Annotated in this window: 14 protein-coding genes and 1 tRNA gene; 6 read left to right on the forward strand and 9 right to left on the reverse strand. The window is 58.2% G+C overall.

Features of this window, described 5'->3' with window-relative positions; all coding sequences use genetic code 11:
• Nucleotides 1-206: 206 nt before the first annotated feature.
• Together LSO07_RS02370 and LSO07_RS28445 are read left to right on the forward strand one after the other, a co-directional pair.
• Nucleotides 207-1369 (forward strand): IS3 family transposase gene (locus LSO07_RS02370; protein WP_231773012.1). Its coding sequence is split into 2 segments (ribosomal slippage): nt 207-462 and nt 462-1369, totalling 1164 coding nucleotides; the frame shifts between segments, so codons are not numbered across the junction.
• Nucleotides 1370-1435: 66 nt separating this feature from the next.
• A complete protein-coding gene (locus tag LSO07_RS28445) occupies nt 1436-1525 on the forward strand; it encodes a hypothetical protein (protein ID WP_423221735.1) in 90 nt (29 codons plus the stop codon).
• A 371-nt stretch (nt 1526-1896) separates the two neighbouring features.
• Here the strand turns inward: LSO07_RS28445 and LSO07_RS02375 are convergent, their stop codons facing one another.
• The 7 genes from LSO07_RS02375 to petA form a co-directional block, all read right to left on the reverse strand.
• A complete protein-coding gene (locus LSO07_RS02375; protein WP_151092163.1) occupies nt 1897-2844 on the reverse strand; it encodes an SDH family Clp fold serine proteinase in 948 nt (315 codons plus the stop codon).
• A gap of 198 nt (nt 2845-3042) precedes the next feature.
• Nucleotides 3043-3118: transfer RNA gene (locus LSO07_RS02380), tRNA-Thr, on the reverse strand.
• Nucleotides 3119-3144: 26 nt separating this feature from the next.
• Nucleotides 3145-3657, reverse strand: a complete 513-nt coding sequence (locus LSO07_RS02385; protein WP_070258525.1) for a ClpXP protease specificity-enhancing factor — start codon at nt 3655-3657, stop codon at nt 3145-3147.
• A gap of 139 nt (nt 3658-3796) precedes the next feature.
• Nucleotides 3797-4408, reverse strand: a complete 612-nt coding sequence (locus tag LSO07_RS02390; RefSeq protein ID WP_010394154.1) for a glutathione S-transferase N-terminal domain-containing protein — start codon at nt 4406-4408, stop codon at nt 3797-3799.
• A 120-nt stretch (nt 4409-4528) separates the two neighbouring features.
• Entirely contained in the window at nt 4529-5293 is a 765-nt protein-coding gene (locus LSO07_RS02395) for a cytochrome c1 (RefSeq protein ID WP_034783597.1), read from the reverse strand.
• Between the two features lie 36 nt (nt 5294-5329).
• Nucleotides 5330-6742 carry a cytochrome b gene (locus LSO07_RS02400; protein WP_034783596.1) on the reverse strand — a complete coding sequence of 471 codons (1413 nt, stop codon included), beginning with the start codon at nt 6740-6742 and terminating at the stop codon, nt 5330-5332.
• A gap of 2 nt (nt 6743-6744) precedes the next feature.
• Nucleotides 6745-7353 carry a ubiquinol-cytochrome c reductase iron-sulfur subunit gene (gene petA / locus LSO07_RS02405; protein WP_034783594.1) on the reverse strand — a complete coding sequence of 203 codons (609 nt, stop codon included), beginning with the start codon at nt 7351-7353 and terminating at the stop codon, nt 6745-6747.
• Between the two features lie 412 nt (nt 7354-7765).
• On the opposite strand from petA, the gene mscL reads away from it, so the two are divergent.
• From mscL to LSO07_RS02425, 4 genes are read left to right on the forward strand one after another with little or no spacing between them, the layout of a single operon-like run.
• Nucleotides 7766-8215: a large conductance mechanosensitive channel protein MscL gene (gene mscL / locus LSO07_RS02410; protein WP_070223752.1), complete on the forward strand. Its 450-nt coding sequence runs from the start codon at nt 7766-7768 to the stop codon at nt 8213-8215.
• Between the two features lie 41 nt (nt 8216-8256).
• Nucleotides 8257-9417, forward strand: a complete 1161-nt coding sequence (locus tag LSO07_RS02415) for a Do family serine endopeptidase (protein WP_191909566.1) — start codon at nt 8257-8259, stop codon at nt 9415-9417.
• 21 nt (nt 9418-9438) lie between these two features.
• The gene (locus tag LSO07_RS02420) at nt 9439-10131 is read left to right on the forward strand and encodes a DUF2461 domain-containing protein (RefSeq protein ID WP_151092165.1); all 693 of its coding nucleotides are present in this window, start codon (nt 9439-9441) and stop codon (nt 10129-10131) included.
• Between the two features lie 15 nt (nt 10132-10146).
• On the forward strand, nt 10147-10491 hold the full coding sequence (locus tag LSO07_RS02425; protein WP_225317152.1) for a hypothetical protein: 345 nt from the start codon (nt 10147-10149) through the stop codon (nt 10489-10491).
• 5 nt (nt 10492-10496) lie between these two features.
• Here the strand turns inward: LSO07_RS02425 and LSO07_RS02430 are convergent, their stop codons facing one another.
• Complete coding sequence (locus LSO07_RS02430; RefSeq protein ID WP_151092167.1) at nt 10497-11537, reverse strand: NAD(P)H-dependent glycerol-3-phosphate dehydrogenase; 1041 nt, start codon at nt 11535-11537, stop codon at nt 10497-10499.
• 36 nt (nt 11538-11573) lie between these two features.
• Nucleotides 11574-12035 (reverse strand): SH3 domain-containing protein, encoded by a 462-nt coding sequence (locus tag LSO07_RS02435; RefSeq protein ID WP_034783582.1) that lies wholly within the window; start codon nt 12033-12035, stop codon nt 11574-11576.
• Nucleotides 12036-12049 lie beyond the last annotated feature (14 nt).

Here is a 12049-nt window from a genome sequence, read left to right on the forward strand (position 1 = left end):
TGGGAGCCTAGCCTGGCAACGTTCGCATATGCCCAAGTAAGCCTCGAGGAACAGACGATATACAATCAGCGTTCGGAGATTGACGTTACTAGCTATCAGGTCGACTACTGGGCTGTCGACCCATTAGTGACAAGACTCGCGCTGTAGTGGTTTAATGTACCCGGACACTGATTTAGGCGAGAATGCTCGCCATGGACAGGTGTTTGATGAGCAAGCAAAGACGTACGTTTTCCCCTGAGTTCAAACAGCAGGCAGCATGCTTGGTGCTGGATCAAGGATACAGCCACGTGGAGGCAAGCCGGTCGGTCGGCATCGGCGAATCGGTGCTGCGCCGCTGGGTGCAGCAGCTGCAGTTGGAGCGGCAAGGCATCACGCCGCAGAGCAAGGCAATGACGCCAGATCAGCAGCGAATACAGGAACTCGAAGCACGTATTGAGCGTCTCGAGCGGGAGAAGTCCATTTTAAAAAAGGCTACCGCGCTCTTGATGTCGGAAGGGATAGAACGTACGAGGTAATCGATCAGATTTGTGGTGACGAATCAATCGAGTTGATCTGCTCGGTGTTCGACGTAGCGCGGTCATGCCTGTATGCGCATCGGGAGCGCGCCCGGCACATTGATGTTGAGCGCATGGCATTGCGTGGCCGCGTGCACGAGCTGTTCGTCGAGAGTCGCAGTTCGGCGGGAAGCCGCAGCATTATGGGCATGATGCGCGAGGAAGGCACGGCAATTGGCCGCTTCAAAGTCAGTCGTTTGATGGAAGAGCTAGGGCTGGTCTGCAAACAGCCTGGCAGCCATGCCTATAAGCAGGCTACGGTGGAACGGGTCGATATTCCGAACCACCTCAACCGTGAATTCACAGTGGAGGCGCCAAATCAGGTCTGGTGCGGGGACATCACCTATGTCTGGGCGCAAGGCCGATGGTATTACCTGGCTGTGGTGTTGGATTTATTTGCTCGCCGAGCGGTGGGCTGGGCATTCTCGCTACGACCCGATGCCGACCTTGTTGTGCAAGCGCTGGAAATGGCTTACGAGCAGCGAGGTCGACCGCAGAGGCTGCTGTTTCATTCGGATCAAGGTAGCCAGTACGCCAGTCGAAAATTCCGTCAGCGCTTGTGGCGCTATCGGATACGACAGAGTATGAGCCGTCGGGGAAATTGTTGGGATAACTCTCCGATGGAACGGCTGTTCCGCAGCTTCAAAACTGAATGGCTGCCGTCAACTGGTTACATGACGGCACAGGAAGCACAACGGGACATCAGCCACTACCTGATGCACCGGTATAACTGGATACGACCACATCAGTTCAACCAGGGACTGGCACCGGCCGTCGCCGAAAAAAAACTTAACGTAGTGTCCGGGATGGGTTGACCACTACACGCCAGCCAGTACCCGCAGTTCACCGCGCTCTTAGCTCAGATTCGGGAAACCTTGGTGGTGTCTAAGTTGGACCGCCTAGGACGCGATGCTCAAGATACCGGTATCACGGTTAAGTTGCTTGTCGCGTGGGAAAGTGCTCACATCTGACTGCAATTCGGCAAGCTGGACTTAGCTTCCCCTGCCTGTATGGTAGTGTTGGCTATGCTGCTCACTGTTGCTGAGATGAAAGGGGATTTACTGGTGGAGTGCATATATTCGTGCCTCGCTGGTACTAAGAGCGAAGGTTAGACTCTCTAAGGTCAGGTAGCGTGCCGAAATCGTGACTAAATGTGTCTCGCGGATGAGAGCGTCAGCGCCTTGGCGCGGCAGTGTACTGTGTTGCGTGCAAGTATTCTAGATATATAAAAAGCAGAGGCCTAAAAAAAGCCCGCGTTACGCGGGCCTTTAACAATCAAGATTACTTCGTTCCAAATTTTAATGGGGTGGCTGTCTGTTTTTCATAGACCATCCGTGCGAACTCACTTGCCTTCACCATCTGACTCTGTTGAGTCTGCTGCATCTTCTTTAGGCTCGCCTGCTTCGGTGGCGCCTTCGGTACCGTCTTCAGTCGTTCCAATATCAACATCATTCCCTCCTTCATCAACATTGTCATCATTGCGGATAAACAGGGGGCCTACCCCACCTTGTTCACCTAACACGTGCCAAAAATTTTTACAGAAATCGTCTTCTTCAGGGGTTGGTTTTTGAACATTGTTAAATAATTCAGAAGCCTCTTTTCTATCGATGACAAATCCATGTGCAGGATAGTTCGCTACTAAGTTTTCTAGTGCGCCAGGCTTAAGGGATTTACTACTCTTGTTCAGCCGCTGCCCATATTCGTGAGCAATTCTCATTGCTCGTTGCATCTCCCCAAGGCGATTTGGGTCGATTTGATTGTACAGTGGAGCGGCCACGCCAATTGCAACAGTAGCCGCGAACTCTCCTGCCAGTTTAGTAGATAATCGCCCACCACGCCTGATTTCAAACAACGTAGTGTGAAATGCCTCACGTGTGTGATTTTGCGCAGCCTCTAACGCTTGGATGATATCGAGACCAGAACTACGCTCTTCAAGCTCTGAAGACTTTCGTACCTGAATATCAAGAGGGCCCAACTCCCCTAAGTCCCCAATAGCAACTTCATTCGCACCTATGACGACGAGAGTTCCTGCACTCTTGCATAGGCTCGCGATGACGACTCGAATATGTGAATAGTGATGACGTAAGCACCTTGCTATACGATATCCTCCGTCCGGGTCTCCCCCGCGTGTCGTTAGAAACACCGTACATTTATCTTGCTTCTTCCCTCCGGCAATCAGTTGCGTGAGCTCATAGTGGAGCTCACGAGAAATTGATTGACTTATGAGAATAATATCGCGGTCTTGCGAGCTGGCAACTAGCTTTGCAATCGATTCAGTGGCTATCGTCATGGAAAAATCCCGATGTTGGTAAGCAATATTACCTCGGGAAAACCTCTTACCGAAGCAATTTCTGAATTGTTGCAAACATGCTTCGCCGGGCCCCCTTCAATAATTTACAGGGCGCCGACACAAGCTAAATTAGCGGTCTCATATGGCAAAGGGTTGCACGCTGGATAGCGTGCAACCCTTTGATTTACTGCTGAATTCTGGTGCCGACTGCCGGTTTCGAACTGGCCACCTGATGATTACAAATCAACTGCTCTACCAAATGAGCTAAGTCGGCAAAAACTGCGCGTTGCGAATTATACGCTATTTAATGCGTGTCAGGGTCGGGCGGCCGCCTTTTTTTGGTGGCTCGTCGTCGCCGGGCGTGGCGTTGTCGCGTTGTTCGGGGGAGCCGGTCGGCACGGACGACAGGGTGGGACCGCTGGCGGCGGGGGCGAGCACGGGTGGCGGGACGTCGGCCGAGGCCGGGCTGTCCGTCGGTTGCGCGTCCGGGTCATCGTTGCCCAGCACGGGCTCGAAGGCCATGCCCTGGCCGTTTTCGTTGGCGTAGATGGCCATCACGTTGTCGACCGGTACGTAGATTTCACGCGAGACGCCGCCAAAGCGGGCGTGGAAGCGGATGGCGTCGTTGTCCATCTTCAGGCCGCTGGTGGCGCCGAAGCTGATGTTGAGCACGATTTCGCCCTTTTTCACGTATTCCATCGGTACCGTGGTGCGCGAATCGACTTTGACCGCGAGATACGGCGTGTAGCCGCTGTCGGTGCACCACTCGTAGATGGCGCGCAGCATATAAGGTTTGGTTGAGATTTCAGACATGGTAGGCACGGTGAGGCGGGAGCGCCCCCGTCAGCATGAGGCGGGCGCACCGGTAGTTCAAAAGACTGGGACAGCGCAAAAAGCAACTTTACCACATGCCCCAAGATATCCCGGCAGGCGCGGCCTGCCGGGATGATCTTTAGCGGCGCATGACCTTTTCGGAAGGGGTCAATGCCTCGATATACGCAGGACGCGAGAAGATGCGTTCGGCGTATTTCATCAGCGGTGCGGCCGTCTTCGACAGTTCGATGCCGTAGTGGTCCAGGCGCCACAGCAGCGGCGCGACAGCCACGTCGAGCATCGAGAATTCGTCGCCCAGCATGTACTTGTTCTTCAGGAACAGCGGCGCCAGGGTCGTCAGGCGGTCGCGGATTTCCGCGCGTGCCTTGTCGTGGGCCTTGTCGTTGCTCTTGGCGCGTTCGCTTTCCAGCACGTGCACGTGCACGAACAGTTCTTTTTCGAAATTGAACAGCATCAGGCGCGCGCGGGCACGCATCAGCGGATCGGCCGGCATCAGTTGCGGATGCGGGAAGCGCTCATCGATGTACTCGTTGATGATGTTCGATTCATACAGGATCAGTTCGCGCTCAACCAGGATAGGCACCTGGCCGTACGGATTCATGGTCGAAATGTCTTCCGGTTTGTTGAACAGGTCGACGTCGCGCACTTCGAAGTCCATGCCTTTTTCAAACAGGACCAGGCGGCAGCGTTGCGAAAATGGGCAGGTTGTACCCGAATAGAGAACCATCATTTTTTATAGTTCCTTAGAAACAAAGGGGGTGAAGCCGCGAACGGCTCACCCCAGGTCGCTTGTCCACTCATGCGGACAACGCAGAAACAGGCATAAACCGGCCTATGGCCGGCGCCTCACTTATTTGACTTCCTTCCAGAACGACGCGTTAAGGCGCCATGCCAGCAGAGCAAAGACCGACAGGAACAGCAACACCCACACGCCCAGGCGCTTGCGTGTTTGCTGTGCCGGTTCGGCCATCCACTCCATGTAGCCGACCAGGTCGGCTACCGCATTGTCATACTCGATCTTGTTCAACGTACCTGGCTTGACCTGCTCGAAGCCGGCAAATTTGTGGATCTTCTTGCCAGCTTCGTGCGGATCATTCTCTTCCACGAACTTGGCAGTCTGGACACCTTGCAATTCCCATAATACATGCGGCATGGCAACATTCGGCACGACCATGTTGTTCCAGCCGGTCGGACGAGTGTCGTCTTTATAGAACGTACGCAGGTAAGTATACAGGTAGTCGCCGCCTGTGCCAGCGGAAGATGATTTCGCGCGCGAAATTACTGACAAATCCGGCGGTACGACGCCAAAGAAGGCCTTGGCGTCCTGCGGTGCCAGGGCCGTCGTCATCAGGTCGCCTACTTTATCACCTGAGAACAACAGATTCTCCTTGATCTGGATTTCCGTCAAGCCCAGGTCGCGCAGGCGGTTGTAGCGCATCGACACGGCGGCGTGGCAATTCAAGCAATAATTGACGAACAATTTGGCGCCATGCTGCAGCGCTGCCATGTTGGTCTGGCGGTCAGGTGCCTTGTCCAGCGGAAAGCCGCCTTCGCTGGCGAGAGCCATGGCAGGCACGAAGGCCAGGATGGCGAGCAGTTTTTTTGCAATCTTCATATGATGTATGTCCTTTGAGCGTGGCGTGAGAGCGGCTTAGTGCGGGTGAAACGTCACACGCGACGGCACGGTCTTGAACTGGCCCATTGCACTCCACCATGGCATCAACAGGAAGAAGCTGAAGTAAATCAGGGTGCACACTTGCGACACGATGGTCTTCGTATCCGTTGGCGCCTGGGTCCCGAGGTAGCCGAGGATCAGGAACGACAGGCCGAAGATGGCATAGATGTATTTGTGCCAGGTCGGACGGTAGCGGATCGATTTCACCGGCGAATGGTCCAGCCATGGCAGGAAGGCCAGGATCACGACGGAACCGCCGAAGAACACCACGCCCCAGAATTTCGCATCGAGCACCTGCGGCAGCATGCCGATGATGGCGACGATGGCGATGCCGGCGATGATGGATTTGACGGTTGTCGACAGGCGCGACTTGAGCCAGATGAACACCACGTAGGCAGCCACGACACCCATCAGCACGTACATGAAGTCGGCCGTGGTAGCGCGCAGCACTGAGTAGAACGGCGTGAAGTACCAGGTTGGCGCGATGTGCAGCGGGGTTTTCAGCGAGTCGCCCGGCAGGAAGTTGTTGTACTCCAGGAAGTAACCGCCCATTTCCGGCGCGAAGAAGACGACGGCGCTGAAAATGACGAGGAAGATCGATACGCCGAACAGGTCATGCACGGTGTAGTACGGATGCGAAGGAATCGAATCGACCGGGTGGCCATCGGCGCCCAGGTTTTCCTTCACTTCGATGCCGTCCGGATTGCTCGAACCGACTTCATGCAGGGCGATCAAGTGCGCTGCAACCAGGCCCAGCAGTACCAGCGGGATGGCGATCACGTGGAAGGCGAAGAAGCGGTTCAGGGTCGCGTCGGACACGACATAGTCGCCGCGGATCCACAGCGACAGGTCAGGGCCGATCAGCGGGATGGCGCCAAACAGGTTGACGATCACTTGTGCGCCCCAGTACGACATCTGGCCCCATGGCAGCAGGTAGCCGAAGAACGCTTCGGCCATCAGGCACAGGAAGATGGCGAAACCGAACAGCCAGATCAATTCACGTGGCTTGCGGTAGGAGCCGTACAGCAGGCCGCGCGTCATGTGCAGGTAGACGATGATGAAGAAGGCCGAGGCGCCCGTCGAGTGCATGTAGCGCACCAGCCAGCCCCACGGCACTTCGCGCATGATGTACTCGACGGAATTGAAGGCCAGGGCCGCATCCGGTTTGTAGTGCATGGTCAGGAAGATGCCGGTGACGATCTGCAGCACCAGCACCAGCATGGCCAGCGAGCCGAAGATGTACCAGAAATTGAAGTTTTTCGGGGCGTAGTACTTGCCCCATTGGTCGTTCCACAGCTTGGTCAGGGGAAAGCGGTCATCGACCCAGCCCAGTGCTTTTTCGGCGACGGGAGCGTCTGCCGGGAATTTCGTCTCTTTGAAAGCAGCCATGATCAAGCCTCGCCTTTCTCGTCTTTACCTATCAGCAATTTGGTGTCGCTCAGGTACATATGGCGCGGCACTTGCAGGTTGTCCGGCGCCGGCTTGTTCTTGAACACGCGGCCTGCCATGTCGAAGGTGGAGCCGTGGCAAGGGCACAGGAAGCCGCCTTCCCAGTCATCGGGCAGCGACGGTTGCGGGCCAGGGGTAAATTTCGAGGAAGGGGAGCAGCCCAGGTGGGTGCAGATGCCGACGGCGACGAGAATTTCAGGCTTGATCGAGCGCGCTTCATTCATGCAGTATTCAGGCGTGAATTCGGCGGGATTGCGTTGTGAATTGGCATCGGCGACCTTGCCATCGGTTTGCTTGAGCGACGCGATCATTTCCGGCGTGCGCTTGAGGATCCAGACCGGCTTGCCGCGCCATTCGACGGTGCGCATTTCGCCGGGTTGCAAGGTGGTGATGTCTACTTCGACCGGCGCGCCTGCCGCTTTCGCGCGCTCCGACGGCTGGAAGGTGCTTACCAAGGCTCCCGCGGTTGCCAATCCAACTACACTGCCCGCCGCGCACGTGGCGACGAGCAAGCCGCGACGGCCTGAATCGACCTGCTTTTCGTTACTCATGCAAACCCCAATCAGTCAAAATGCGAATCTTTATTATGAGTGGCAGCCGCGAAAAACCCGTCGCCGAAGCTCTTTCCCACTGTTTGCCGCAACCCGCATCTTTGTACGGTAAAGTGGCAACATCCCTGCGGAACTTCGGCCAATGGCGCAGCCCGTGCCAGTTTCTTGTTGATTATCCGGAAGTGAAAAAGCCACTTCTGGCAACCGCAAATTATAAGTGAAGCAAACAACGAATAAAACAAAAACGTTGCTTGTACCATAATTTATATACTTTTGCAGGAGGTGGCTAGTTCTTTCGAACTAGATGCGCACGGCTGTGCCGGAATTGGTCCTGCTGGCAACCACAAGTTGGTGTCCCCAGGAATCAATAGTATGATCGGCATGTTTTTATATCTATCCGAAGGAGAAATTCATGGCAATGATGAAGGAATTTAAAGAATTTGCAATGAAAGGCAATGTCGTCGATCTGGCGGTCGGTGTCATTATCGGTGGCGCCTTCGGCAAGATTGTCGATTCCCTGGTGCAAGACGTGATCATGCCGCCCATCGGCCGCATTTTCGGCGGCCTCGATTTTGCCAATTACTACCTGCCCCTGAATGGCCAGGCGACAACGATGACCCTGGTGGAAGCGAAAAAGGCGGGCGCCGTGCTGGCCTACGGTAACTTCCTGACCATTTTGCTCAATTTCATCATTCTTGCTTTCATCATCTTCCAGATGGTGCGCCTGATGAACAAGGCCCGCCGCAGCGAACCGGTCGCGCCGGCGCCTGCACCGGCCACGCCGGAAGACATCGTGCTGCTGCGTGAAATCCGCGACTCCCTGCAGCAGAACGCACGCAACAGCAACAATCTGGCAAAATAAGTCGTTCCGGCACGGGCCGGCTGACCTGGGCAGAGAACTGTATGCGACGATTCTGGTTATTGTTTGCGCAAACCGTGACGATCGCGTTGGCGCTGTACTTTGTGTACGGCGCGCTGCGCCCGGCCAGCCGGGTACAGCAGCTGGGCTCTCCTGCGAAACCGGTGCCCGTGGTGGAAACGGCGTCCAGCAGCCTGGCGCCCGGTTCCTACCGCGACGCGGCGGCGCGCGCCATGCCCGCCGTCGTCAATATCCTCACCCTGCAAGTACCCAAGCGCGGCGCCCATCCGCTGGCGCGCGATCCCTTCTTCAAACGTTTCTTCGGCGACCGCGACCCGGACGGCGAGGATGGCGACGACTTGAAAAACAGCCTCGGCTCGGGCGTCATCGTCAGCCATGAAGGCTATGTGCTGACGAATAACCACGTGGTCGAAGGCGCCGACGAAATCGAAGTCGTGCTCACCGATGGCCGCAAGGCGCCCGCCAAGGTGGTGGGCCTGGACCCGGAAACGGACCTGGCCGTGATCAAGATCGACCTCGACAAGCTGCCCGTCATCGTGCTGGGCCAGTCGGAACTGGCGCGCGTGGGCGACGTGGTGCTGGCCATCGGCAACCCCTTCGGCGTGGGCCAGACGGTGACCATGGGCATCATCTCCGCCCTGGGCCGCAACAACCTGCACATCAACAGCTTTGAAAACTTCATCCAGACGGATGCGGCCATCAACTTCGGCAATTCGGGCGGCGCCCTGGTCGATACGCGCGGCAATCTGATCGGCATCAATACGGCGATCTACTCGCAAAGCGGCGGTTCCGTCGGCATCGGCTTCGCTATTCCCGTCTCGACGGCCAAAACGGTGATGGAAGCCATCATCAAGGATGGCCACGTGGTGCGCGGCTGGATCGGCGTGGAAACGCAGGACATCACCCCCGAGCTGGCGCAAAGCTTCAACTTGCAGCGCACCAGCGGCGCCATCATCGCCGGCGTGGTGCGCAATGGCCCGGCCGACAAGGCGGGCATCGTGCCCGGCGACATCCTGCTGACGGTGGACGGCAAGCCCGTGGGCGATACGACGGAAATGCTGAACCTGATCGCCCAACTGCCGCCCGGCGGAAAAGCTAAAATGACGGTGCTGCGCAAGAATCGCGAAGCGGCGCTCGACGTGATGGTGGGCAAGCGCCCCATCCCGAAAGAGCTTTCCAAATAGTTGCTGATCGGAATTTGACACATGCATGTGCGTGATTTGACCCAATTTTTACGTGAACTGAGCGACAACAACAACCGTCCCTGGTTTGTCATGAACAAGCCCCGCTACGACATCCTGCGCGAGGAATTCCTCGCCCTGGTCACCAGCCTGATCGGTGAGCTGGGCAAGTTCGACCCGGCCGTGAAGTACTGCAATCCGAAGAAGGCGATGTTCCGCATCAACCGCGACGTGCGTTTCGCGCACGACAAGAGCCCGTATAAAACGCGTTTTTCGGCCGCCATCGCGCCGAACGACATGCGCCGTCCCAGCAAGGCGGGCGGCCCCACGTATTATCTGCAGATCGATGGCCAGGGCAACCTGCTGTTCGGCGCCGGCGAATACATGCCGCCGCCGGGCCGCCTGAAGGCGCTGCGCGAACACATGGTCAACGACGCGCCAGGTTTCTCCAAAGTGCTGAAGAATAAGCGCTTGAAGGCCCGCTTCGGCACCATCCAGAATGAGGGCAAATTGCAGCGCCCGCCCAAGGGTTTCGAGGCGGATGCCGAACATATCGAATTCATCAAGCTGAAAAGCTTTTTTGTCTGGACCGAAGTGCCGCTGCCCATCACCGCGCCCGAGAAACTGCTGCCGACCCTGGCGGAAGGCTTGAAGGATGCATGGCCGCTGGTCGAGTGGATGCGCGGCGCGAAAGAGCCGGAGGAAGTCACCGAGTAATTGCGGAAGGAGCACATGATGGCACTGGAGCACGCAAGTTCAGGACAGGTGATCGAGGTGCTGCGCAGGGACGGCGACGACCTGTCGCAGTTTTCCGCCATTGCGCTGGCCAAGACGGACGAACTGGAATTGATCCGCATGTGCATGCCCAAGGGCAAGACCATGCCCGAGCATCATGTGCTCGGTGAAATCACCCTGCTGTGCCTGCAGGGGCAGGTGGCGGTGACGGCGCATGGCGGCGTGCAGCTGCTGGGGCCGGGGCAGATGCTGTACCTGCTCGGCGGCCAGGCGCACGCCCTGGAAGCGCGCGAAGACAGTTTATTGTTGCTGACTATACTCATGCACAAGGCGGGGCGCTAGTCCTGTCAGGCCGCCTCGGCGCGCGGATCGCGCGACAGCAGTTGCTGCACCATCACGTGGGGCAAATCGCCGTCGAACAGCACGCCGGCCACCGCGTTGGTGATCGGCATATCGACGCCCATGCGGCGTGCCAGTTCGCGCACGGCCTTGGCGCAGGGCACGCCTTCGGCCACATGACCGAGTTCGGCCACGATGGTGGCCAGCGCCTTGCCTTGCGCCAGGCCCAGGCCGACGCGGCGGTTGCGCGACAGGTCGCCCGTGCACGTCAGAATCAAGTCGCCCATGCCCGTCAAGCCCATGAACGTTTCCGTCTGGCCGCCCAGGGCCGTGCCCAGGCGCGTGATTTCCGCCAGGCCGCGCGTGATCAGCGCGGCGCGCGCATTCAAGCCCAGGCCCAGGCCGTCTGCCACGCCCGTGGCAATGGCCAGCACGTTCTTGACGGCGCCGCCCACTTCCACGCCCACCAGGTCTTCGCTCGCATACACGCGGATGGTGCCGCCATGCAAGGCCGAGACGACGGCGCCGCGCAAGGCGGCGCTGTACGAGGCGATGGTCAGCGCGCACGGCAAGCCGCGCGCCACTTCCTGCGCGAACGAAGGGCCGGACAAGGCGCCGCCGGGAATATTGTCGCCCAGCACTTCCTGCACGATCTGGTGCGGCAGCAAGCCCGTGCCGCCTTCAAACCCTTTGCACAGCCACACCAGGTTGCCGATGGCCTTGTCTTTCAATTGATGCAGCATGGGCCGCAAGCCCGCCACGGGGCAGGCGGCGATCAAGAGGCCGTGTTCGCCGTCGGCATGCGCGACGGCGGCGTCGAAATCGGCACCGATGCGCAGTTGCGGCGGCAAGGGGAAGCCTGGCAAATAGCTGTTTTCACCGCTGGCGGCCATGGCGGCCATGGCTTCGCCATTGCGGCCCCACAGCAGCACGTCGTGGCGGCCGGCCAGGGCCATTGCCACGGCCGTGCCCCAGGCGCCAGCGCCCAGGATGGTGATCTTGCGGGCGGTGGGAATGATATCGGGAGTGACTTCAGGAGAAACTTGCATGCAACCTCAATGGGGCAGGGGGAACGGGTGCGGTGCTTACATGCCCCACACTTCGCTGGTCTTGACGTAGCCGCTCTGGCCATCCTTGTGGCGCACCTTGACCCAGCCGGAGGTCGGTTGCTCGCTCATTTCCAGCAGCACGCCCTTGTCGACGAGGATGATGGCGGAGGCGGTGTCGTCGGGGCTGGCGCGAACCTTGAGGTTCGCGGCGCGCGCCACGAGGTTGCGCTTGGCCGACAGGCCCTTGGCTTCCGTCCAGGCCATTTCGCCGCTGGCGTCGCGCACCTTGACCCATTCGCCGTAGCTGAGCACGACTTCCAGCGGCATGCCGCGTGGCGCCACGTACAGCTTGCCGCCTTTGGAGGATGGCGCGTCGTACAGGATCACGGGAGCCGCGCCCACCGTTTTGAAATCGACGGCATGGCTGGCGGCGGTCGCCAGCAGCAGTACGGCGCCGGCCATCCAGCGGAACTTGCTCAAGAGCGCACTTTTCAACATGATATTTTTGAACC

The sequence above is a fragment of the Janthinobacterium sp. PLB04 genome (genome assembly GCF_021165895.1).
GTDB classification, from domain to species: Bacteria; Pseudomonadota; Gammaproteobacteria; order Burkholderiales; family Burkholderiaceae_D; genus Janthinobacterium; species Janthinobacterium lividum.